At 72.5% G+C, this 21,902-nt stretch carries 20 protein-coding genes; 16 read left to right on the forward strand and 4 right to left on the reverse strand.

Annotated features, from left to right (window positions below; all coding sequences use genetic code 11):
• The first annotated feature begins 41 nt into the window (after window positions 1–41).
• Window positions 42–584, forward strand: a complete 543-nt coding sequence (locus ACV7NM_RS17235; protein WP_136210059.1) for a type III secretion system chaperone family protein — start codon at window positions 42–44, stop codon at window positions 582–584.
• Between the two features lie 4 nt (window positions 585–588).
• Here ACV7NM_RS17235 and ACV7NM_RS17240 read toward each other — a convergent pair whose 3' ends face one another.
• Together ACV7NM_RS17240 and ACV7NM_RS17245 are read right to left on the reverse strand one after the other, a co-directional pair.
• Entirely contained in the window at window positions 589–1,740 is a 1,152-nt protein-coding gene (locus ACV7NM_RS17240) for a hypothetical protein (RefSeq protein ID WP_463411102.1), read from the reverse strand.
• A 273-nt stretch (window positions 1,741–2,013) separates the two neighbouring features.
• Window positions 2,014–3,198 carry a pyridoxal phosphate-dependent aminotransferase gene (locus tag ACV7NM_RS17245; protein ID WP_463411103.1) on the reverse strand — a complete coding sequence of 395 codons (1,185 nt, stop codon included), beginning with the start codon at window positions 3,196–3,198 and terminating at the stop codon, window positions 2,014–2,016.
• A 231-nt stretch (window positions 3,199–3,429) separates the two neighbouring features.
• Here ACV7NM_RS17245 and ACV7NM_RS17250 point away from each other — a divergent pair, with 231 nt between their 5' ends.
• The 10 genes from ACV7NM_RS17250 to ACV7NM_RS17295 all read left to right on the forward strand — a co-directional run bounded on the left by ACV7NM_RS17250 (window position 3,430) and on the right by ACV7NM_RS17295 (window position 13,928).
• A complete protein-coding gene (locus ACV7NM_RS17250) occupies window positions 3,430–3,582 on the forward strand; it encodes a hypothetical protein (RefSeq protein WP_463411104.1) in 153 nt (50 codons plus the stop codon).
• 398 nt (window positions 3,583–3,980) lie between these two features.
• Window positions 3,981–4,532, forward strand: coding sequence for a DUF2617 family protein (locus ACV7NM_RS17255; protein ID WP_136210053.1), 552 nt, complete (start codon window positions 3,981–3,983; stop codon window positions 4,530–4,532).
• Between the two features lie 108 nt (window positions 4,533–4,640).
• Entirely contained in the window at window positions 4,641–6,281 is a 1,641-nt protein-coding gene (locus ACV7NM_RS17260) for a polyamine aminopropyltransferase (protein ID WP_463411105.1), read from the forward strand.
• Window positions 6,282–6,339: 58 nt separating this feature from the next.
• Window positions 6,340–7,236: an SRPBCC domain-containing protein gene (locus tag ACV7NM_RS17265; RefSeq protein WP_463411106.1), complete on the forward strand. Its 897-nt coding sequence runs from the start codon at window positions 6,340–6,342 to the stop codon at window positions 7,234–7,236.
• A gap of 152 nt (window positions 7,237–7,388) precedes the next feature.
• A complete protein-coding gene (locus tag ACV7NM_RS17270; RefSeq protein WP_463411107.1) occupies window positions 7,389–8,177 on the forward strand; it encodes an aldose epimerase family protein in 789 nt (262 codons plus the stop codon).
• A gap of 46 nt (window positions 8,178–8,223) precedes the next feature.
• Window positions 8,224–8,763 carry an orotate phosphoribosyltransferase gene (gene pyrE, locus ACV7NM_RS17275; RefSeq protein ID WP_463411108.1) on the forward strand — a complete coding sequence of 180 codons (540 nt, stop codon included), beginning with the start codon at window positions 8,224–8,226 and terminating at the stop codon, window positions 8,761–8,763.
• A gap of 276 nt (window positions 8,764–9,039) precedes the next feature.
• Entirely contained in the window at window positions 9,040–10,062 is a 1,023-nt protein-coding gene (gene fbaA / locus ACV7NM_RS17280; protein WP_463411109.1) for a class II fructose-bisphosphate aldolase, read from the forward strand.
• Between the two features lie 215 nt (window positions 10,063–10,277).
• Window positions 10,278–11,087, forward strand: coding sequence for a ScbR family autoregulator-binding transcription factor (locus ACV7NM_RS17285; protein ID WP_463411110.1), 810 nt, complete (start codon window positions 10,278–10,280; stop codon window positions 11,085–11,087).
• 113 nt (window positions 11,088–11,200) lie between these two features.
• The gene (locus tag ACV7NM_RS17290; protein WP_463411111.1) at window positions 11,201–11,905 is read left to right on the forward strand and encodes an AfsR/SARP family transcriptional regulator; all 705 of its coding nucleotides are present in this window, start codon (window positions 11,201–11,203) and stop codon (window positions 11,903–11,905) included.
• Window positions 11,906–11,975: 70 nt separating this feature from the next.
• Window positions 11,976–13,928: a helix-turn-helix domain-containing protein gene (locus ACV7NM_RS17295; RefSeq protein ID WP_463411112.1), complete on the forward strand. Its 1,953-nt coding sequence runs from the start codon at window positions 11,976–11,978 to the stop codon at window positions 13,926–13,928.
• 285 nt (window positions 13,929–14,213) lie between these two features.
• On the opposite strand, the gene ACV7NM_RS17300 is transcribed toward ACV7NM_RS17295, so the two are convergent.
• Window positions 14,214–15,386, reverse strand: coding sequence for an IS701 family transposase (locus ACV7NM_RS17300; RefSeq protein ID WP_463411113.1), 1,173 nt, complete (start codon window positions 15,384–15,386; stop codon window positions 14,214–14,216).
• 149 nt (window positions 15,387–15,535) lie between these two features.
• Here ACV7NM_RS17300 and ACV7NM_RS17305 point away from each other — a divergent pair, with 149 nt between their 5' ends.
• From ACV7NM_RS17305 to ACV7NM_RS17325, 5 genes are all read left to right on the forward strand, one after another.
• Window positions 15,536–15,949, forward strand: coding sequence for a DUF3151 domain-containing protein (locus ACV7NM_RS17305; protein ID WP_463411114.1), 414 nt, complete (start codon window positions 15,536–15,538; stop codon window positions 15,947–15,949).
• 128 nt (window positions 15,950–16,077) lie between these two features.
• Window positions 16,078–16,923 (forward strand): tryptophan 2,3-dioxygenase, encoded by an 846-nt coding sequence (locus ACV7NM_RS17310; RefSeq protein ID WP_463411115.1) that lies wholly within the window; start codon window positions 16,078–16,080, stop codon window positions 16,921–16,923.
• Window positions 16,924–16,927: 4 nt separating this feature from the next.
• The gene (kynU, locus tag ACV7NM_RS17315) at window positions 16,928–18,184 is read left to right on the forward strand and encodes a kynureninase (protein ID WP_463411116.1); all 1,257 of its coding nucleotides are present in this window, start codon (window positions 16,928–16,930) and stop codon (window positions 18,182–18,184) included.
• Window positions 18,185–18,394: 210 nt separating this feature from the next.
• Window positions 18,395–19,285: an alpha/beta hydrolase gene (locus tag ACV7NM_RS17320; protein WP_463411117.1), complete on the forward strand. Its 891-nt coding sequence runs from the start codon at window positions 18,395–18,397 to the stop codon at window positions 19,283–19,285.
• A 238-nt stretch (window positions 19,286–19,523) separates the two neighbouring features.
• Complete coding sequence (locus tag ACV7NM_RS17325) at window positions 19,524–20,462, forward strand: hypothetical protein (protein WP_463411118.1); 939 nt, start codon at window positions 19,524–19,526, stop codon at window positions 20,460–20,462.
• Between the two features lie 95 nt (window positions 20,463–20,557).
• Here the strand turns inward: ACV7NM_RS17325 and ACV7NM_RS17330 are convergent, their stop codons facing one another.
• Window positions 20,558–21,841, reverse strand: coding sequence for an adenylosuccinate synthase (locus ACV7NM_RS17330; RefSeq protein ID WP_463411119.1), 1,284 nt, complete (start codon window positions 21,839–21,841; stop codon window positions 20,558–20,560).
• Window positions 21,842–21,902: the final 61 nt, after the last annotated feature.

Raw genomic sequence — 21,902 nt, forward strand, 5'->3', positions numbered from 1 at the left:
ATGGGGGAGGATGACATCATCCGCACGAAGGGAAGTACACGGTGAGCATCGACCCGGCCTCGATTCCGAACTTCGGAGGGCAGCAGCCCGATCCGCAGGCCACAGGACCGGCGGGCCCCGTCGTCCCCGACCAGGATCTGGTCAAGCAGCTGCTGGAGCAGATGGAGCTCAAGTACGTCGTCGACGACGAGGGTGACCTCGCGGCGCCGTGGGAGGAGTTCCGCACGTACTTCATGTTCCGCGGCGACGGCGAGCAGCAGGTCTTCTCGGTGCGGACCTTCTACGACCGTCCGCACGGCATCGAAGACAAGCCGCAGCTGCTGGAGACGATCGACGACTGGAACCGCCGCACCCTGTGGCCGAAGGTCTACAGCCACACGCACGACGACGGCTCCGTCCGCCTGATCGGCGAAGCACAGATGCTGGTTGGTACCGGCGTCAACCTGGAGCACTTCGTGTCCTCCACCGTCAGCTGGGTCCGGGCCTCGATCGAGTTCGACAAGTGGCTCGTCGAGCAGCTCGGCCTGGAACAGGACGCCGACTCCGCCGACGGCGGGGACGACAAGGGCGACGAGGAGAACTGACCCGTCACAGCGGTACCCGCGCCACCAGGAGCAGGTACACCCCATAGCCGTACGAGAGCCCGGCCAGCCCCGCGGTCACCACGACCGCGGTGCGCGGCCGGGCTTTGGCCATTACGGCGGCGGGCGCCAGCAGCAGCGGGAACGCGGGCAGCAGGAAGCGCGGCTTCGACTCGAAGAAGCCGCCCCCGCCGTAGGTGATCAGCATCAGCACCCCGGTGTAGGCGAGCAGCGCCAGCGGGGCCCGGTCCAGCAGCAGCGGCACCGCGAGGAGTGCCGCCACGACCAGTACCGCCACGGTCACGGTGGTGGCCAGCGGCACGGGCGCGCCCGTCAGCACCTTCTCGGCGTCGCGCAGCGTGCCCACGCCGAAGTCGAAGCGGGAGCCCCAGCGCCGCTGGACGGTGAAGTACCCGCCGACCGGATGCCCCGTGCGGGCCCCCACAACCAGGACGTACGCCACCCAGCCCGCCGGGGCCAGCAGCGCGGCCGCCCACACCTCGGGGGCGCGCCGGCCGCGTATCGCCAACGCGTGCAGGGCCGTCACCGACACCGCGGCGGCGGCGGCGATCCCCGTGGGCCGGGTCAGCCCCGCGAGGACCGCCAGCGCCGTGGCCCACAGCCAGCGCTCCCGCAGCACCGCGTACAGGGCCCAGGCGGCGAGCGCGGCCAGCAGCGCCTCGGTGTAGCCGGCGCTCAGCACCACGGCGTGCGGCAGCGCCGCCCACAGGGCGACCAGGAGCACTCCGCCCCGGGCCCCCAGCAGCCGCTCCCCGACCCGGTGGACCCCGAGGGCGGCCCCGGCCGCGGCGGCCCACGCCACCGCCAGCGCGGCGAGGGCGCCGCCGCCCGCGAGGCGCACCAGCGCGGGGTAGAGCGGGAAGAACGCGTAGTCGCTCTGTACGGATCCGTCCGCCCACATCTGGGTCCGGCCGTACCCGTGGGCGGCGATGCCGAGGTACCAGACGGAGTCCCAGGACCCGCCGAGGACCCGAACGGGGTCCCGCCCGGCCCACCAGGCGCCGATGGCGATGATCAGCACCCCCGCCCCGCGTACGGCGGCGAACACGCCGAGGGCCAGGAGGGCCGGCGACGGGCCGTCCGTGCGCGTCCGCGGCAGCCGCGGGGACAGCCTCGGACCCGTCGAAACCGCAGCCATGTCTCCCGGTCCTCCCGCCGGCGCTTCCGGCGCGTTCGCGTTGCGTCAGCCTCGATCCGGCGCCGATCACCCCGGAGCCCGCGGTGGAAGGGACGGCTCCCGGCCGGCCTCCCCACGACGGGCCAACCCTACGAGGCCGGCTCCCGCGCCGATTCGCGGCCGACACCCGCCGCACCGCTGTTTGCCCAGGTGATCGCCCCGCACCCCGCTCCGGCGGCAAGTCTTTCGGGGGACGCCGGCGCGCCCGTTCGGGTGCCCCGTCCGTCCGTCGCGCTACAGCCGCCCGAGCCGCGTCACCGCCTCGGCCAACACTTCCCTCCGCTTGCAGAAGGCCCAGCGGACCTGGGTGGCGCCGGCCGAGCGGTCGTCGTAGAAGACCTGGTTGGGGATGGCGACCACGCCGCAGCGCGTCGGCAGGGCGCGGCAGAAGGCGAGGCCGTCCTTCTCGCCCAGCGGGGTGATGCCGGTGGTGATGAAGTACGTGCCCTGGGGGCGGAACACCTCGAAGCCCGCTGCCGCGAGGCCGTCGGCGAGGAGGTCGCGCTTGGCGAGGTGGTCCGCGCGGAGGGTCTCGTAGAACGTGTCCGGCAGGGCCAGCGCTTCGGCGATCGCGTGCTGGAAGGGGCCCGAGGAGACGTACGTGAGGAACTGTTTCGTCGAGCGGACGGCCGCCACCAGCGCGGGCGGCGCGGTGACCCAGCCGACTTTCCACCCGGTGAACGAGAAGGTCTTGCCGGCGGAGGAGATGGTGACCGTGCGCTCGCGCATTCCGGGCAGGGAGGCGAGCGGGGTGTGCGAACCCTCGAAGACGAGGTGCTCGTAGACCTCGTCGGTGACGACCAGCAGGTCCCGCTCGATCGCCAGCTCGGCGACGGCGGCCAGCTCCGCCGGGGTCAAGACCGTGCCCGTGGGGTTGTGCGGGGTGTTCAGCAGGAGCAGTCGGGTGCGGGGGGTGACGGCGGCGCGCAGGGCGTCGACGTCGAGGCGGAAGAGCGGGGCGCGCAGCGTCAGCGGGACGCGGACGGCGCCGGCCATGGCGATGCAGGCGGCGTAGGAGTCGTAGTACGGCTCCAGGGCGATGACCTCGTCCCCCGGTTCGAGCAGGGCGAGGAGGGCGGCCGCGATGGCCTCCGTGGCGCCCGCCGTGACCAGGACCTCGGTGTCGGGGTCGTACGTCAGCCCGTAGAAGCGCCGCTGGTGCTCGGTGATCGCGAGCCGCAGTTCGGGGACGCCGGGACCCGGCGGGTACTGGTTGCCCCTGCCGTCCCGGATCGCGCGTACGGCCGCTTCCGCGATCTCGGCCGGGCCGTCGGTGTCGGGGAACCCCTGGCCCAGGTTGATCGATCCGGTGGCGGTGGCCAGGGCCGACATCTCCGCGAAGATCGTTGTGCCGAAGGCCGCCAGACGGCGGTTCAGGAAGGGGCGGCTGCCGCCCGCGGGTGCGCTCATGGCGGCCATCCTGCGGGGAACCTCTGGAGTTGCTCAAGTGTGCTTTGGCGCGGGTGGCCCGCGGGAATCTCCCCCGCACACGGGACACGGGGGTCCCGCACCCCGGGGGTCCGGGGGTTCAGAGAGGGGCGAGAAGATGGTTCTTGCCATAGTGCTCTTGGGTGTCGTCTTCGTCGGGATCGTCATCGCGGTGGCCGTCAAGGCCGCGGGCGGCGGGAGCGGTGGCAGTGGCAGCAGCTGGTGGGCCACGAGCGGCTCCGACGGTTCCTCGGGCGGGTGCTCCGGCGGCTCGTCCTGCGGGTCCTCGTCATCCTGCGGTTCGTCGTGCGGTTCCTCCTGCGGTGGCGGCGGATGCGGATCCAGTTGAGGATCGGTACGGCCGGTACCGCGTAAACGGGACGCCCAGCGGGGACAACTTCCCTTGGGCGTCTCCTCGTTGGCACCTCGTCAACACGCCGCGTCAGTGACTCGCCAGTGCCCTGTCGGTCCTCGTCAGTACCTCATCCGTACCTCATTCGTACCTCGTCAGAACCCGCGTCCGCCTCCGCGTTACGACGTACGGGCGGCATGTGGTGAACACGTGAACCGGGTAGCCCCCGGGGGGATGTAAACCCCGTCAAGTTGGGTAAAAACGCTGTGAGTGCCGTGCCTTTCATGATTCCCTCGGTTGAGTAGACCAGTCCTCGGACCTCCCTGGACTTCCTGTGGACCCGTGCCGGTGTCCCCCCACCCGTTGACCAACCGCTGGCGGTCCCCGGCCCACCTCCCTCGCGCGTTTGCGGAGCCGACTCATGCTCACGACCCTCCAGACCACCTACACCGACACGCGTGCCGCCGATCTCGCCTGGGCCCTGGGACGGGACCGGCTGCCCGCCCTCGCCGTACTGAACCTCCAGCTCGCGGGCGCGAAGGTGGAGTTGCGCCTGCTCGGCGCCTCCCACCAAGTGTTCCTGGAGGAAGGCGAGGTGCTCTGCTCGGAGACGGTCGCCTGCATGCCCGGCAGCAGCACCCCGCTGCCGCTGGGCGTGGCCGAGCGGGTGGGCGACTGGGAGTACGAGTTCGCCGCGCGCGTCGAGACCCTCTCGCGCGGCTCGTTCGCCGGGCGCGCCCAGGAACTCCTCGCGCTGGTCGCGGATCACCCGAACGGGCTCGCCGGTACCTTCCCCGGCAGCCCGCACGCCTTCACCGCCCTGCTGGCGCAGCGCCACGAGGGACAAGTGCGGTGGCGGACCTGGCACGCGTACCCGCAGGAAGGCCAGTTGGTCGCCACCCGCACACGGGTCGGCGTGCGGACGGGCGCGGGCGTGGGCACGCCGGAGTCGGTGGCCGTGGCGTCGCTGTGAGACCCGTCGGGGGCCGGCTCGCGGTTACGCCGATTGGCTGGATCGGGGCACCACCTACACCCTTGTGAGTGACGGGGTGCGAGTGGGCGGTGACGTACGGTTCGCTGCATGATCGACCGTTCCGTACCGCGCCGGGTGCTGCCGGCTCCGGGGCCGCGGGGCGTGGCGACCGTCCCGGCCGCCCTGCCCGTACGGCCCCGGACCGGCCGACTCCTCGTGCTGGCCACCGTCTTCGTCTGCGCCGCCTGCGGTCTCGTCTACGAGCTGGAGCTGCTCGCGCTGGGCTCCTACCTCATCGGGGACTCCGTCACCCAGGCGTCGGTGGTGCTGTCCGTCATGGTCTTCGCCATGGGTGTCGGCTCCCTGCTCGCCAAACGGCTCCGCGCACGACCCGCGTTCGGGTTCGCCGCCGTCGAAGCGACCCTCGCCCTGCTCGGCGGCCTGTCCGCCATGGCCCTGTACGCGAGCTTCGCCTGGTTGGGGGAGTCGCGGCCGGCGCTGGTCGCCTTCTCGTTCTCCATCGGAGTCCTCATCGGCGCCGAGATCCCGCTGCTGATGGTGCTGATCCAGCGCATCCACCGGCAGGACGCGGGCGGCGCGGTCGCGGACCTGTTCGCCGCCGACTACGTGGGCGCCCTGGTCGGCGGGCTCGCCTTCCCCTTCCTGTTGTTGCCGGTCCTCGGCCAGCTCACGGGCGCGGTGCTCACCGGCGCCGTCAATGCCGCGGTCGGCGGCGGACTCGTCCTGTGGCTGTTCCGCCGAGACCTCAGCCGCCGCTGCCGCTGGCTGCTGTTCGCCGCGAACGTGACCGTCCTCGCCGTGCTCGCCTCCGCGGCCCTGCTGGCCGACGACTTCGAGCGGGTCGCGCGCAGCGCCGTCTACGGCGGGGACGTGCGGGTCGCCGTCCAGAGCGAGGTGCAGGAACTGGTGCTGACCGGACCGGCCACCGGATCGCCGCGCTCGCTCGACCTGTACCTCGATGGACGGCTGAGGGTCAGCGGCTACGACGAATACCGCTACCACGAGGCCCTCGTGCACCCCGCGATGGCCGGCCCGCACGCCCGGGTCCTGGTCCTCGGCGGTGGTGACGGGCTCGCCGCCCGCGAGGTGCTGCGCTACCGGGACGTCGTCTCCGTGACCGTCGTCGAGCTCGATCCGGGAGTGGTCCGGCTCGCCCGCACCGACCCGATGCTGTCCGAGCTGAACGGCGAGGCGTACGAGGACCCCCGCCTCGGCGTCGTCACGCAGGACGCCTTCAACTGGCTGCGGGGCCCGGCCGCCCGGGATCGCTTCGACGTCATCGTCTCCGACCTGCCCGACCCGGGCATCACGCCCAGCACGAAGCTGTACTCGCAGGAGTTCTACGGTCTGGCCGCGCGCGCCCTGCGCCCCGGCGGCCGGATCGCGGTGCACGCGGGGCCCCTGGCCACCCGGCCGCGCGCGTACTGGACGGTGGACGCCACGCTGCGGGCGGCCGGTCTGCGGACCGCGCCCTACAGCGCGGGCGGCCGTCTCTCCGGCTTCGCCGCCGGCCCCGACCGCGCCCAGGGCGGCACCGGCGCCAAGCCGCAGGACTGGGGCTTCGTGCTCGCCGCGCGGGACGCCGTACCGCAGCTGCGGGTCGAGTGCGACACGCCGGGGCTGCGCTCGGTGTCCACCGCGGCCCTCCAGGACGCGGCGCGGGTGGCCGAAGGCACCCGGGTGGCCGGCCTGCCGCCCTCGACGCTCCCGCACCCGAGGTACACGTAGGGCCCGGGTCGGCGCAGGACCGGGTACAGGAACCGGTCTCATCGGTAGGCTCGTCCGCATGGAGCATCAGGTGTTCGTTCCGGTACCGGCAGAAGACCTCCGCGCCGTGCTGCGCGATCCCGCCCGGGTGGCCCGTTGCGTACCCGGGCTCCAGCAGGACGCCGACACCGCGTCCGGCCCGCTGGCGGGCCGGATCAAGGTGCGGGTGGGCGGGCACACCGTGACCTATCGGGGGGCGCTGGCCGTCACCGAGCGGGACCCGGGGCACTTCGCCGTCGAGGGCGAGGGAGCCGAGGTACGGGGCAGCGGGACCGTCAAGCTCGCGCTGGCGCTGCGGCTCACCCCGCAGGGGGACGGGACCCGCCTGGAGATTTCCGGGGAGGGCTCCGCCGACGGGCGCGCGGCGGGCTTCACGCCGGAGGACACCGACGCGGCCGTGCAGCGGCTGCTGGACCGCGTCGCCGCGAACATCGTGGCGGCGGCGGCGCTCGAGGCCGAGCCCGTGGCCGAGCCGGCCGTCGAGTCCGTGGCCGATCCTGTGGCCGATGGCGAGGAGGCGGAGCTCGCCGACTCGGACGACGCCGACGACTTCGAGGGCGTTGAGAGGGACGGTGTCACCGAGGTCACCGAGGCGGTGTTCGACGCCGAAGTCCCGCCCCCGGCGCTCGACCCGTCCCTCGCCCCCTTCGCCGAAGGCGGCTTCGAGGGCCTCGGTGAGCCCGGCGCGCTCGACGGACCCGCTCGGCCCCCCGCCGAAGCCGCCCACGCCCGCCGCACGATGATCGGCCGCAGCGCCGAGGAGGTCGACCACGCGCCTCCGCGAGGCCGCTACGCCCCCGTCCCGGCCCCCTCCTCCTCCGCCGCCGGAGTCGGTCTGCGCTGGCTCGCCCCGGCCGCGGCCCTGGCCGTCGCGTCGGCCGTCGTGGTGGGCCGCGTCCTGCGCCGCCGGCGTTAGGCGGTCAAGGACCCAGGCGTACGGTCGCGTACGGTCAAGGAGCCAGGCGTACGGTCAAGGGGCCGTGCTGTCGGAAGGCGGCCCGGTCGGCGCCACTCAGGCGGGACGACCTTGGCCCGCGCGGACGGCCCCGGCCGTTTAGGGTCGGCCGTATGAGTACGCGACTGAGCGCCGGCGGCGCCGAGCTGACGATCGACCAGGAGAACGGCTGCCGGATCAGCAGTCTGCGCGTCGACGGGACCGAGCTCCTGCGGCAGGGCCCCAAGTACGGGGCGTTCCCCATGGTCCCGTGGTGCGGGCGCACCGCGAACGGGCGGTTCCGCGACGGGGCGACCGTCCACCAGCTGCCGCTCAACCACCCCCCGCACGCCATTCACGGGTTCGGTCGCGAGGCCGCCTGGCGCCCGGCCCACAGCACCGACACCGAGGCCGTGTTCACGTACGACCTCGCCGACCCGTGGCCGTACCCCGGCCGGGTGACCCAGGTCTTCGAACTGGGCGAGGACGCGCTGACGCTCACGATGGGCGTGGAGACGTACGGTGACTCCTTCCCGGCCCAGGCGGGCTGGCACCCCTGGTTCAACCGGAACCTCGCTCCGGGCGGCGCCGAGGCGCAGCTCGACTTCGCCGCCGCCTGGCAGGAGGAACGAGGCCCCGACCACATCCCCAGCGGCCACCGCATCGACCCGAAGCCCGGGCCGTGGGACGACTGCTTCGGAATGCCCGACGGGGTGGAGGTCACCCTCACCTGGCCCGGCGCGTTGGAACTGAAGATCACCAGCCGGGCCGAGTGGGTGGTCGTCTACGACGAGGAGCCGGAGGCGATCTGCGTCGAACCCCAGTCCGGCCCGCCGAACGGCCTGAACACCGCGCCGCGGCTGGTCACCCCCGTGGACCCGTTGGAGATCTCCACCACCTGGACGTGGCGACGCCTGCCGTAGGCGCTGTCGTCGAAGCGGGAGCCGGCGTCCCTTTAAGCTCAGAGCCATGAGTGACGTACGCGATGAGCTTCTGCAGCAGATCAAGGACAAGGCCGTCGTGCACGGCAAGGTGACCCTGTCCTCCGGGCGGGAGGCCGACTACTACATCGACCTCCGTCGGATTACCCTCGACGGCGAGGCCGCCCCGCTGGTCGGTCAGGTCATGCTCGACCTGACCGCCGACCTCGACTACGACTGCGTCGGCGGTCTGACCCTGGGCGCCGACCCGGTGGCGACCTCGATGCTGCACGCCTCCGCCGCGCGCGGGGGGCGCCTGGACGCCTTCGTCGTCCGCAAGGCGCAGAAGGCGCACGGCATGCAGCGCCGGATCGAGGGCACGGAGGTGCGGGGCAAGCGCTGCCTGGTGGTCGAGGACACCTCGACCACCGGTGGATCTCCGCTGACCGCCGTCGAGGCGGTTCGCGAGGCCGGCGGCGAGGTGGTGGCCGTGGCGACGATCGTGGACCGCGGCGCGGCCGACGCGATCGCGCAGGCGGGCCTGCCCTACCTCACCGGCTACCAGCTCTCGGACCTGGGCCTGTCCTAGGTCCCGACCGGGGGGCCGGCGGAGGCCGGGCGTGCACGCGGCGGGGCCGGGCGTCCACGGGCCGAGACGCCCGGCGGAACCCGTCCTTCCGGGCGTGTGGTCGTTGACCTGCTGTTTTCGCTCCGCCCCCGGGTTCGGCCGGATGTTTCACGTGAAACGTCCACCGGGCCCGGGTCGAGGCGGGTATCGAATCTGGAAAGATAGGCGCGACGGCAACGTCGCCCCCAGGTCAGGGCCAGCAATCGCACACTCCCCGCACATCCAAGGAGCGGACAGATGCCCATCGCAACCCCCGAGGTCTACAACGAGATGCTGGACCGGGCGAAGGCAGGAAAGTTCGCCTACCCCGCCATCAATGTGACCTCGTCCCAGACCCTGCACGCTGCGCTTCGCGGCTTCGCGGAGGCCGAGAGCGACGGCATCATCCAGATCTCCACCGGTGGTGCCGAGTTCCTGGGTGGCCAGTACAACAAGGACATGGTCACCGGTGCCGTCGCCCTGGCGGAGTTCGCCCACATCGTCGCCGCGAAGTACGACATCACGGTCGCACTGCACACGGACCACTGCCCGAAGGACAAGCTGGACGGCTACGTGCGTCCGCTCCTGGACATCTCGGCCGAGCGCGTCGGCCGTGGCCTGGACCCGCTCTTCCAGTCGCACATGTGGGACGGTTCCGCCGAGACCCTGGCAGACAACCTGGCCATCGGCCAGGAACTGCTCGCCAAGGCCGCTGCCGCCAAGATCATCCTTGAGGTCGAGATCACCCCGACCGGCGGCGAGGAGGACGGCGTCAGCCACGAGATCAACGACGAGCTCTACACCACCGTCGAGGACGCGATCCGCACCGCCGAGGCGCTCGGCCTCGGAGAGAAGGGCCGCTACCTGCTGGCCGCCTCCTTCGGCAACGTGCACGGCGTCTACAAGCCGGGCAACGTCGTCCTGCGCCCCGAGCTCCTCAAGGACCTCCAGGCCGGTGTCGGTGAGAAGTACGGCAAGGCCTCCCCGTTCGACTTCGTCTTCCACGGCGGTTCGGGCTCCACGGCCGAGGAGATCGCCACCGCCCTGGAGAACGGCGTGGTGAAGATGAACCTCGACACCGACACCCAGTACGCCTTCACCCGCCCCGTCGTGGACCACATGTTCCGCAACTACGACGGCGTCCTGAAGGTCGACGGCGAGGTCGGCACGAAGTCCAAGTACGACCCCCGCACCTGGGGCAAGGCCGCCGAGGCGGGCATGGCCGCGCGGGTCACCGAGGCGTGCAAGAACCTGCGCTCCACGGGCACCAAGCTGAAGTAGTCCCTACGTCACGGCGACGTCCGTGACAGGGCCCACGACAGGGGCCCGACCGCCCCCCCCGGAGGGGCGGTCGGGCCCCTGTCGCATGTCCGTTTCCGGGCGCAATGGCCGGAGGTGACATACGGCGGTGGACTGCGGCAGCGCGATGGTGTGGAATCACCTCACAAGAACGTACTCCCGGGGATGTAAATCCGGGGGTCAGGAGAGGCCCACCCATGAGAACAGAGCGCCCGCCGGTGAAGCAGGACCGGGCGGTACGCACCCGGCAGGCCATATTGGAGGCGGCCGCCACGGTGTTCGAGGAGTACGGGTACGACACCGCCAAGCTCTCCGACATCGTCAACATCGCCAAGGTCACCAAGGGTGCCCTGTACTTCCACTTCGGCTCGAAGGAAGCCCTGGCGCAGGCCGTCATCGACGCCCAGAACCAGGGGCAGCCCCAGGCCCTGCCGCAGGAGTACAAGGCGCAGGAGTTCCTGGACATGGGTATGGTCTTCTGCCACCAGTTGCGGCACGACGTGCTGATGCGGGCCAGTGCCCGGCTCACCCTCGACCGCGCCGGCCACGCCCTCGACAAGGCGGCCCCCTACCAGGCCTGGATCGCCCTGCACACCAATGTGCTGGCGGAGGCGAAGCAGCGTGGGGAGTTGCTGCCGGGTGTCGACCCGGCGATCCCCTCGCAGCTGATCGTCGGCGCGTACGCCGGTCTCAACACCATGTCCCAGACGCTCGGCCTGGACATGGACCGCCAGGTCTCGGAGCTGTACTCGCACGTCATGCCGAGCGTGGTCGTCCCGGCCGTGGCGATCCGGTTGGACACCGCCCCGGGGCGGGGTGCGCGGGCGCTCTTCGGCGGCCGGGGCACCCACGAGTGCCGGGAGGGCTGCGTGACGGGCGTGGCGCCGCACGAGACCGACGCCGGGCGGGTATCCCCGCACGAGGCCGGCGGCGAGCGCGTGTTCCCGGGCGAGGTCGACGCGGCGGGCGGACCGGGTGTCGACCTGCGGGAGGCGCTGGGCGCCTGACGAACTCTCCTGTCCCACAGGCCACTTCCGCTCGCCTTCCCCCCTTCCAAAAAAGATGCTTCCGGGTATTATTTTTTGGGGGCGAAGCCTCCTGTGGCCAGGGGGAGAAAACTGTGGACATTCAGCTGCTCGGAGAGCCGCGCGTCACCGAGAACGGCGTGCCGATCACGGTGCCCACACCCGAGGCCAGACACGTACTGGCGGTGCTCGCCGCCTCCCCCGATCGCGTCGTACCGGAGGCCGTCCTCGCGGACGAACTGGCGCACCGCGCCTCCTCCCCCTACCACCACGCCGTCCTGCACACCGCCGTACGCCGCCTGCGCGAACGGCTGGCGGAGGTCCTGGTGGCCGGTTCGGTACGCACTCCCGAGACCGTCCTGTCCGCGAGGCCCGGTGGGTATGTTCTCGACACCGGCGGCGGCCGGTCCGACGTCCGGGAGTTCGAGCGCGAGGCGGGCGCCGGCTACCGCGCCATGAGCCGCGGCGACTTCGAGCAGGCCGCCCGCCGGCTGCGCCGCGCCCTGGCCCTGTGGACCGGGCCCGTCCTCGACGGCATCGAGGTCGGCCCCTGGCTCGGCGCCCGCGTCACGATGCTCGACGCCGACCGGCGCTCGGTGCTGGAGCAGTGGGTCGAGGCCGAACTGGCGTTGGGACGCGGCCTTGAGCTCCGGTGGGAACTGGCCGGCCTGCGCGGCGCCGGAGGCGGGGAGCGGGCCGGCGGGGCCTTCCTGGAAGGCGTGCGCCGCGCCGAGGAACGCGTCGAGGCCGTTTTTGCCGCCCGCCCGCTCCGCGGTTCGCCCGTGGTGTGTGGTGCTTGACCCTCCGCCGCGCGGAACCTAGGTTCACGATCGGGGCTGAAAACAGCAGGTCGGACGGGGGAAGCGCCGTATGGGGGACATCGGGACGCGGGACGGGGACGCCGCCGACGCCGTCCTCGCCGTACTGGAACTCCTCGCCAAGGAGGCGCCGCAGAGCGCCTACGACGCCCTGCTGGACGAGGCCCACGGCGCGGGAACGGACCCCGACCGAATCGCCGGGCTCACCCGCGCCGTGGCGCTGGCCCGCTCCGTCCGGGCGAGCGCGAGCCGCCGCAAGCAGCGCGAGGCGGCGCTGACCGCCCTCGTCGACACCGCGCACGACCTGACCTCCCCCTACGACATCGACGGCCTGTTGCGCCTGATCACCCGCCGGGCCCGACGCCTCCTCGGCTTCGACATGGCGTGGCTGTCCCTGAGCCGCCCGGACGGGTCCGCGTACGTACGCACCTCGGAGGGTGAGACCACCGCCCTCAACATCGGGCTCGAACTGCGCAGCGGCAGCGGCCTCGGCAGCATCGCCCAGCAACGCCGCTCCCCCGTCTGGAGCGCCGACTACCTGAACGACGACACCATCGTGCACGCGCCCGGCATCGACGCCGTCGTCCGGGCCGAGAGCCTGCACGCGATCATCGCGGTGCCGCTGCGGCGCGGGGACTCCACCCTCGGCGCGCTCTACGGGGCCGACCGCCGCGTGCGCCGGTTCACCCCGGACGAGATCGGATTGCTGCTCTCCCTCGCCGACCTGGCCGCCGTGGCGCTGGAGAAGGCGCGACTGTTGGAGCAGACCCGCGACGAGGTCACCGAGTTGGCGGCGTTCGGCACGCGGACCAACACCGCCCTCACACGCGTCCGTTACCTGTGGGAGTGCCACGCCAGGCTGGCCGGGCTGGTCCTGGACGGAGCCGGGCTGGCGACCTTGGCGCACGCCACCGCGGACGCGTTGGACGGTGTGCTCCAAGTCCGCGACCCCGGCGGCCGGGTGCTGACAGTCACCGGGGAACTCGACGCGATGGACGAGGAGTCGGTGACCAAGGCGTCTCTCCAGGCGCTGACCGGGCGGCGCCCCGTCCGACTGTCCGGCGAGGTGTGGCTGGCGCCGGTGCTGGCGGGAGCCGAGGACCTCGGGGTGCTGCTGCTGAGCGCGTCCGCGCCGCTCGCGGAGGAGGACGTACGGCTGCTGGGGCTGGCGGCGCAGTCGGTGGCCTCGCTGATGCTGATCCAGCGGGGTACGGCGGCGGCGGAAGGGCCCGTGCACGACGAACTGCTGGCCGATCTGCTCGATCGGCCGCACTCGTTCGACCTGCGCCTGGCGGAGCGCACCCGGAGGCTCGGCGTCGACCTCGACCGTCCGCACGTGGTGGTCGTGGCCCGGCCGGAGGGTGGGGAACTGGGCCGGGCGGTGGCGTGGGCGTCCTCGTACGCGTACCGGATGGGCGGCCTCAAGGGGGTGCGTCGCGGCTGCATCGTGCTGCTCCTGCCGGGTACGGACGCCTCCGCTGCCGCGCATCGGGTCTCCGGGGAGCTCTCGCCGCTGCTGGGTCACGCCGTGTCGACGGGCGCCGCCGGGCCGGCCGGGGGGCCGGGGGAGGTGGCCCGTGTGTACGCCGAGGCGGTGCGCTGCCTGGACGCGCTGACCGCGCTCGACGGGGCGGGGGGTACGGCCTCGCTGCGGGAGTTGGGGTTCGTGGGGCTGCTGTTGTCCGCGGATCACGACGTGGAGGCCTACATCGCGTCCACGATCGGGCCGGTGCTGGAGTACGACGCGGACCGCCTGACGGACCTGACGAGGACGCTGGACGCGTACTTCGCCTCCGGCGGCAGCCCCACCCACGCGGCGGAGGCACTGCACGTCCACCCGAACACGGTGTCGCGGAGGCTGGAGCGGATCACGGAACTGCTGGGCGAGGGCTGGCAGAAGCCGGGACAGGCCCTGGAGATCCAGATGGCGCTCCGGCTGCGCAAAACCCGCGCGGTGCTCCACGCCCGCCGCTCGACGGAGCGCCACGACCCGGCCGCACCCTGAACACCGGACAACCCCCCGGCACGCCCCGCGACCCGGACGCCCCGCGGCTTGCCTCCCCGGGGCCCGGAGGGCCGTGGGGGAAGCCCCCCCGGCGGGGGCGCCGGGTGACGGGTACGCCCCGCGGCGGGAGCGTCCGGTGATGGGCACGCCCCGCAACCCGGGCCCGCGACGGCCCGGGCGCCCTGCGGCCCGGAGTGCCCGTGACCGGAACGAACGCACCTCGGTCCGGGCGTCCGGCGAGGGATACGCCTCCCGACCGAGTACCGGGTCACCCCGCGCGGCGCGTCAGCAGCGGGCCAGGGTGGCGCAGGGGCGGCGCGGGTGGGCGCTCGCCTCGGGGTCCGGGGCCGCCGGCGGCAGTCCTCCGGTCAGCCACAGCCCCGCGTGCGCCACCGACGCCAGCGTCACGTGCCGGTGCCACCCCGAAAGGGACCGCCCCGCGAAGTCCCTCAGTCCCACCCGGTCCATGCTGGCCCCGGCCGCCCGGGACACCTTCCCGGCCTCCTTCGTCAGCCGCACCAGCGCTCCCGGCGCCACCCGCGTCATGTCCGTGATCCACATCGTCCCCGGCAGCCGCCGCGCATCGGACCACTCACCGAACAGCAGCATCTCCCGCCCCGCGAGCAACACCCGTACCGCCGCCACGAGCGAGCTGCGCCGCGCCCCGGGCCGGTCCGGGTCCGCCCAATCCACCGGCATCCGCATCCCCCGCACGCTCTGCAGGATGTCCCGCGCCGCCATTGGCAACGCCCCGTAACTCGGCAGCCGCTGGTCGACCACCCCCAGCCGCGCACCGGGCCCGATGCGCGCCACCACCGGCACCCTGGCCGCCGCGAAACGGTTCAGCGCGCCCCCGGTCGCGATGTCGGGGACATCGAGCACGACGGGCCGTACGCCCGCCTCGGACCGCCGGGCCAGCTCCGGCACTCCCGCGACCGCGCACGCCTCGTAGGAGTCCGCCGACTCCACCGGGCCCTCGCCGCCGAGGAACAGCCGCCACCCCACCGGAGTCGCCCCGCCGGCCGAGGCGAACCACGTGGCGAAGGCCTGCTGCCCCCGGAACATCTGCCCCTGGTAGGGGTCGAAGCGGTTCCCGACGCCCACCGAGTGCTCACCGCCGCGCGGGATCGCCACCGGACGCACCACCCACGCGCCGAGCGGCGCCGACCGGGCGAGGTAGTGCGCCAGCGCGGTACGGATCGGCTCCCAGTCCCAGGTGGAGCCGGCGATGAAGTGGTGCAGCGCCTGCTCCTCCGCCGCGCCGCCGGAGCCCGTCTGCAGTGCCATGTTGCGGATCGACTTGCGCCCCTCGGCGGCGAGCAGCCCCCGTACGTACTGGCGCCCCCGGTCACGCTGGTCCCGGCGCCGCAACGGCGCGAACACCGCGGCGCACAACTCCTCGACGACCTCGTCCATGTGGTCGGGCCGGCCGATCCCCACGCCGGTGCCGGTGTTCACGCGCTACCCCCTCCGTCGAAATACCCCCCTACCGTCCGCCCCCGAGCCTCCCCGCGGGGAGGTGCGCCCGGCACACCCCTGCCGCCTCTGGTGGTGGGGCGCCCACCACCGGGCGGCGTGGAGCGGGCGCGATACCCCAGACTGGGCGCATGTCGATTCACCAGAACCTGCTCGGGGGCCCCGCCCCCACCCACCTGCCCGACGAACCCGCCCCGCGCGAGGCCCTCGCCGCCGGCACCCCGGCCGCCGAGGTGGCCGCCGCCCACCCGACGTCCTCGCTGGCCTGGGCCACCCTCGCCGACGAGGCCTACGCCGCCGGCCGCACCGTCGAGTCGTACGCGTACGCCCGTACGGGCTACCACCGCGGTCTGGACTCCCTGCGCCGCGCCGGCTGGAAGGGCCACGGCCCGGTGCCGTGGGAGCACGAGCCCAACCGCGGCTTCCTGCGCGCCCTGCACGCCTTGGCGCGCGCCGCCGGGGCCATCGGCGAGAAGGACGAGTACGAGCGCTGCTCGACCTTCCTGCGCGACTCCTCCGAGACGGCGGCGGACACGCTCGCGTAACGCCCTGGCCTGCCGGCCTAGAGGGGCCCCGGAAGTCCTGTTTATGATGCGAGCAGGGGACCGGGGCTCCACTTACCTCACCGGAAGGAGCGGACCGCTACCCGGAAGCACGTGTCGAGGAGACAGAGATGTCGCAAGCCCTTGATGCCTCCGGAGCCGGTTCGGACACCCCGAACCTCGACTTCGCCGGCACCACCCCCTACGAGGACTACGTCCAGGCGGACGTCCTCACCCACCTCCAGCACCTCCGCTCGGACGACCCCGGCGAAATGGTCTTCCTGGTGACGACCCAGGTCATGGAGCTGTGGTTCACGGTGATCGTCCATGAGTGGGAGACGGCCGCGAAGGCCCTCCGCGAGGACCGGGTCCCGGCCGCGATGGACGCGCTGAAACGTTCCCTCCGTGAGCTGGAGGCACTCAACGCCTCTTGGCGCCCGCTGGCGCAGCTGACCCCCGCGCAGTTCAATTCGTACCGCTCCGCGCTCGGCGAGGGCTCCGGCTTCCAATCGGCGATGTACCGCCGCATGGAGTTCATGCTCGGCGACAAGTCCGCGTCGATGCTGGTGCCGCACCGGGGCGCCCCGCGCGTCCACGCGGAGTTGGAGAAGGCCCTGCACGAGCCGAGCCTCTACGACGAGGTGCTGCGGCTCCTCGCGCGGCGCGGCCTGCCGGTGCCCGCGTCCGTCCTGGACCGGGACCTGTCGCAGCGCTACGAGCCGTCCCCGCAGGTCGAGGCCGTCTGGACCGAGCTGTACGCCGATCCGGACGGGCAGCCCGACCTGCACCGGCTCGGCGAGGTACTGACCGACGTGGCCGAGCTGGTGTGGCGCTGGCGCAACGACCACCTGGTGGCCACCCGCCGCGCGATGGGCGCGAAGACGGGCACGGGCGGCTCCGCGGGCGTGACGTGGCTGGAGAAGCGCGCCCAGAAGAACGTCTTCCCCGAGCTGTGGACGGCGCGCAGCCATGTCTGAGCCGATGACGACCACACCGTCGGCGGCTTCCGTACCGTCGGCGGCCTCCCCACCGACCACGATCGGGTCGGGCCCAGGGGAGCTCGCCTCCCGCGCGGCGGCCCTGGACGCCGCCGACGAGCTGGCCGGGCTCCGTGAGCGCTTCACCCTGCCGGCCGGCGTCGTCTACCTCGACGGCAACTCCCTGGGCGCCCTCCCGGCGGGTGTCGCGGCCACCACCGCCGATGTGGTGAGCCGCCAGTGGGGCGAACTCCTCATCCGCTCGTGGGACGAGTCCGGGTGGTGGACCGCCCCGCAGCGCATCGGGGACAAGATCGCCCCCCTGGTCGGGGCGGCGCCAGGCCAGGTGACCGTCGGTGACTCCACCAGCGTCAACCTGTTCAAGGCGCTGGTCGGCGCGGCCCGCCTGGCGGATCCCTCCCGCACCCGGCTGCTGGTCGACGCCTCCACCTTCCCCACCGACGGCTACATCGCGGCGTCGGCCGCCCGGATGACCGGCCTGACGGTCGTCCCGGTCGACCCCTCGCAGGCCGCGGCGGCGATGGGGGCGGACACCGCCGTCGTCCTGCTCAACCACGTCGACTACCGCACCGGTCGGCTCCACGACCTGCCGGCCCTCACCGCCGCGGCCCGTGCCGCCGGCGCCGTCACGGTCTGGGACCTGTGCCACTCCGCCGGGGCGCTGCCCGTGGGCCTGGACGAGAACGCGGTCGACCTCGCGGTGGGCTGTACGTACAAGTACCTCAACGGCGGCCCCGGTTCGCCGGCGTACCTGTACATCGCCGAACGGCACCAGGCCGCCTTCGACTCCCCCCTCCCCGGTTGGAACGGGCACGCGGACCCGTTCGCGATGACCGTGGAGTACGTCCCGGCGGAGGGCGCGGCGCGCGGCCGGGTGGGAACGCCGGACATCCTGTCGATGCTGGCGCTGGAGTCGGCACTCGACGCCTGGGACGGGGTGTCGATCGAGGCGGTACGGGCCAAGTCCCTCGCGTTGACGGACTTCTTCCTGGAGTGCGTGGCCGCGTACGTCCCGGCGGGCACCGTGGAATCGGTGACTCCCGACGACCACGGCCGCCGCGGCAGCCAGGTCTCCTTGCGCACGGAGAACGCCCGCGCGGTCATGACCGAACTCATCGCGCGGGGCGTGATCGGGGACTTCCGGGCACCCGACGTCCTGCGTTTCGGTTTCACCCCGCTCTACGTCTCGTTCGCCGACGCGGAGCGCGCGGCCCGGACGCTGGGTCACATCTTCGGGTGATCTAGCGGAGAAACGTCACATCGCGAGGCACGACACAGCGCGGGCGGAGCTTCGGCTCCGCCCGCGTCCACATTGTCTCGGGGCGCCACGTAACGGCGTGTTCAGGCCTGATACGGTCCCGCTCTGCGGAACACCGGAACACGAGTCCCTGACGTAACTCCTGCTGCTCCTGTTCACCCTTGCCCCATGCGTTACCGAGAGGTTGAGCCGATGACGGACCCCGCAGTCGAACGGGACGCCGCCGAGTCCGCTTCGGCCTTCTCCCATCCGCCGGTCGAGCCGGACGCGACCCGCGCCTACGGGGAACACCCGGACCAAGTCATCGACTTCTACGCCCCGCGCGGTGACGCCCCGCCCGGCACCGCCCTGGGGCCGTCCCCGCTGGTCGTGGTTCTGCACGGCGGCGCCTGGCGGGCTCCGTACGACCGGCAACACGTCACTCCGCTGGCCGACTTCCTGGCGCGCAAGGGTTTCGCCGTCGCCAACGTCGAGTACCGCCGCGGTGGTTCGCTGCCGCACCAGGGGGGCGACGGTCCCGTCGCGGGACGTTGGCCCGAGACCTTCGACGACGTCGCCGCCGCCATGGACGCGCTGCCGCGGCTCGCGGCCGAGGCGCTCCCGCAGGCCGATGTGCGCCGGACCGTGGTGACGGGCCACTCCGCCGGCGGCCACCTCGCGCTGTGGGCCGCGGCCCGCCACGTCCTGCCGGTGGGCAGCCCCTGGCGGCTGCCCACCCCGCCGCCCCTGCGCGGCGTCGTGGCGTTGGCGCCGATCGCGGACTTCGCGGTGGCGGAGGAACTGGGCGTCTGTGGTGGCGCGTCGGCGCAACTGCTGGGCGGAGAACGGTGCTGGGACGAGCGGCTGCCGTACGCGGACCCGGCCGCCCTGCTCCCGACGGGCATCGCGACGGCCGTGGTGCAGGGCCGGGACGACATCGTGGTCCCGGAAGAGGTGGCGGAGGCGTACGTCGCCGCGGCGGCCAAGGCGGGCGAACTGGTCGGCCTGACCCTTCTGGACGGCGTCGGGCACTTCCCGCTCATCGACCCGGCCGCCGATGCCTGCGCGGTGGTCGCCGAGGAGATCTCGCAGCTCGCCTGGTAGCCGGCCCGGGAGGTCTCGAAAACCGTCCCGGGAGCGGGGCGGGGAAGGGTCTCAGGCGGGACAAAGCTGCCCAAGGGGCCTGGTTCTGGCCTTGTTGATCTTACGGCGTGGCCGGTATCCGGCAGGTGGGTTGGCTGATGATGCCCACCTGACTACGGTCGTTCGCGGCGTGGGACATCGCGCCGTTGCCCTCTGGACGGGCCCGGTTTCCCGTCCGGTCGAGCGAAGAGGAGCACGCATGGCCGAGGACGAGCGCAAGCTCTGGCTTTCCGTCTACAGCACGGCGGGCGGCTGGCAGGCCGACCAGGTCTTCGCCGACCGGACGTGTGCGGCCGCGCCCGCGATCGCGGTCAACGAGGGCAAGCTGTACTGCGCTCACCGGGGCGCGCGGCAGCAGGACGGGCGGTACCTGCCGCTGCGGGTGGCCACGTACGCGCCGGAACTGCTGGACGTACTGCGGGGCGAGGTGACGGAGGAACGGCTGCTCGGCGAGGCGGTCGAGACGCCGGCCCTGACCGCCCACGGCGGCGAGCTCCACCTGGCCGTCACCCTCGCCGACCCCTCGGGCCGCCGATGCATCACCGTCACCGCGCTCGCCGGGGACGAACCGGAGGCGCCCGCCGTCGCCCTGGAGGACGGGATCGCCCCGGCGCTGGTCTCGTACGGGGACGCGCTGCACCTGTTCGCCGTCGCACCGCTGCACGGGAAGATCATCCACAGGGTGGCGCGCACCGCACGCGGGCCGTGGGAGAAGCCGGCCGACGGCGACAGCGTGTACGGGATGCTGCGCGTCTGGAACAAGAACGGCCCCTACCCGGCGAACCTGTCCGCCACCGTCCACGACGGGAAGATCCACCTCGTCTACCGCTTCGGTACGGACGACGCCCGTCTGATGCACGCGGTCTACGACGGCGGTGCCTGGCACAAGCCCGTTCCGCTGGGCGAGGGCCACACGAGCCGGCGCGGGGCGGCCGTGGCCTCGTACGACGGCAGGCTGCACGCGGTGTACCCGTCGTCGCGCGAGGACCGGCTGCGCCACGCGGTCTTCGACGGCAAGACCTGGGACGAGGGCACGGACCTCGACGAGCACGACAGCCGCAACACCCCGGCGCTGACCGCGGTCCACGACACGGTCACCGGCACCTACACCCTCCTCCTGATCCACCGCTCCACCTGACGGACGTCGGCGGGGCCGGACCGGACGCGCCGAAGGGCCGGGTGCGTGGTGGCACCCGGCCCTTCGGGGACAAGGGGGTTTACAGGCGTGGGGGTTTACAGGAACGAGTTGATCTCGATCGTCTCGGTCCGGCCCGGGCCGACGCCGATCGCCGAGATCGGGGCGCCCGACATCTCCTCCAGCGCCTTGACGTACGCCTGGGCGTTCTTCGGGAGGTCCGCGAAGGTCTTGGCCTTGGTGATGTCCTCGGACCAACCGGGGAGGTTCTCGTAGATCGGCTTCGCGTGGTGGAAGTCCGTCTGCGAGTACGGGAGCTCCTCGACGCGCTTGCCGTCGATCTCGTACGCGACGCAGACGGGGATCTCCTCCCAGCCGGTCAGCACGTCCAGCTTGGTGAGGAAGAAGTCCGTCAGACCGTTCACGCGGGTGGCGTACCGCGCGATCGGGGCGTCGAACCACCCGCAGCGGCGGTCACGACCGGTGGTCACACCGCGCTCGCCGCCGATGCGGCGCAGGTCCTCGCCGTCCTTGTCGAAGAGCTCGGTCGGGAACGGGCCCGCGCCGACGCGCGTCGTGTAGGCCTTGAGGATTCCGATGACGCGGCTGATCTTCGTCGGGCCGACACCGGTACCGGTGCAGGCGCCGCCCGCGGTCGGGTTCGACGAGGTCACGAAGGGGTACGTGCCGTGGTCGACGTCGAGCAGGGTGCCCTGGCCGCCCTCGAACAGCACGACCTTGTCCTCGTCCAGCGCGTCGTTGAGGATCAGGGTGGTGTCGGCGACGTAGGGCTTGATCTGCTCCGCGTACTGGAGCATCTCCTCCACGATGGCGGCGGCGTCGATCGCGCGGCGGTTGTAGAGCTTCGCGAGGAGCTGGTTCTTGCCCTCCAGCGCCGCTTCGACCTTCTGCTGGAGGATCGACTCGTCGTAGAGGTCCTGGACGCGGATGCCGATGCGGTTGATCTTGTCCGCGTAGGTCGGACCGATGCCGCGGCCGGTCGTACCGATCTTGCGCTTGCCGAGGAAGCGCTCGCCGACCTTGTCGAGGGTGACGTTGTACGGCGTGATCAGGTGCGCGTTACCGCTGATCAGCAACTTGGAGGTGTCGATGCCGCGCTCATTGAGCCCGCGCAGCTCGGAGAGGAGTACGGCCGGGTCGACGACGACACCGTTGCCGATGACCGGGGTGCATCCGGGGGAGAGGATGCCGGAGGGGAGAAGGTGCAGCGCGTACTTCTGGTCGCCTACGACGACCGTGTGGCCGGCGTTGTTGCCGCCCTGGTAGCGCACCACATAGTCAACGGATCCACCGAGCAGGTCGGTGGCCTTTCCCTTGCCCTCGTCACCCCACTGAGCTCCGAGCAGCACAAGAGCGGGCACAGGCGTACACCTCTTCCGGATGGGGCATGTCCAAGGTCAGGGGGCGTACGACGATGTACAC

The sequence above is a fragment of the Streptomyces sp. Tek67B01 genome (assembly GCF_055231995.1).

What these genes read in the sequence shown, in the direction of transcription:
- ACV7NM_RS17240 (WP_463411102.1), bottom strand. Translation starts at nt 1,740, where the DNA reads ATGGCTGCGGTTTCGACGGGTCCGAGGCTGTCCCCGCGGCTGCCGCGG.
- ACV7NM_RS17295 (WP_463411112.1), top strand. Translation starts at nt 11,976, where the DNA reads ATGGGGGACATCGGGACGCGGGACGGGGACGCCGCCGACGCCGTCCTC.
- ACV7NM_RS17285 (WP_463411110.1), top strand. Translation starts at nt 10,278, where the DNA reads ATGAGAACAGAGCGCCCGCCGGTGAAGCAGGACCGGGCGGTACGCACC.
- ACV7NM_RS17310 (WP_463411115.1), top strand. Translation starts at nt 16,078, where the DNA reads ATGTCGCAAGCCCTTGATGCCTCCGGAGCCGGTTCGGACACCCCGAAC.
- ACV7NM_RS17255 (WP_136210053.1), top strand. Translation starts at nt 3,981, where the DNA reads ATGCTCACGACCCTCCAGACCACCTACACCGACACGCGTGCCGCCGAT.
- ACV7NM_RS17305 (WP_463411114.1), top strand. Translation starts at nt 15,536, where the DNA reads ATGTCGATTCACCAGAACCTGCTCGGGGGCCCCGCCCCCACCCACCTG.
- ACV7NM_RS17270 (WP_463411107.1), top strand. Translation starts at nt 7,389, where the DNA reads ATGAGTACGCGACTGAGCGCCGGCGGCGCCGAGCTGACGATCGACCAG.
- ACV7NM_RS17245 (WP_463411103.1), bottom strand. Translation starts at nt 3,198, where the DNA reads ATGGCCGCCATGAGCGCACCCGCGGGCGGCAGCCGCCCCTTCCTGAAC.
- ACV7NM_RS17320 (WP_463411117.1), top strand. Translation starts at nt 18,395, where the DNA reads ATGACGGACCCCGCAGTCGAACGGGACGCCGCCGAGTCCGCTTCGGCC.
- ACV7NM_RS17325 (WP_463411118.1), top strand. Translation starts at nt 19,524, where the DNA reads ATGGCCGAGGACGAGCGCAAGCTCTGGCTTTCCGTCTACAGCACGGCG.
- pyrE (WP_463411108.1), top strand. Translation starts at nt 8,224, where the DNA reads ATGAGTGACGTACGCGATGAGCTTCTGCAGCAGATCAAGGACAAGGCC.
- ACV7NM_RS17260 (WP_463411105.1), top strand. Translation starts at nt 4,641, where the DNA reads ATGATCGACCGTTCCGTACCGCGCCGGGTGCTGCCGGCTCCGGGGCCG.
- kynU (WP_463411116.1), top strand. Translation starts at nt 16,928, where the DNA reads ATGACGACCACACCGTCGGCGGCTTCCGTACCGTCGGCGGCCTCCCCA.
- ACV7NM_RS17265 (WP_463411106.1), top strand. Translation starts at nt 6,340, where the DNA reads ATGGAGCATCAGGTGTTCGTTCCGGTACCGGCAGAAGACCTCCGCGCC.
- fbaA (WP_463411109.1), top strand. Translation starts at nt 9,040, where the DNA reads ATGCCCATCGCAACCCCCGAGGTCTACAACGAGATGCTGGACCGGGCG.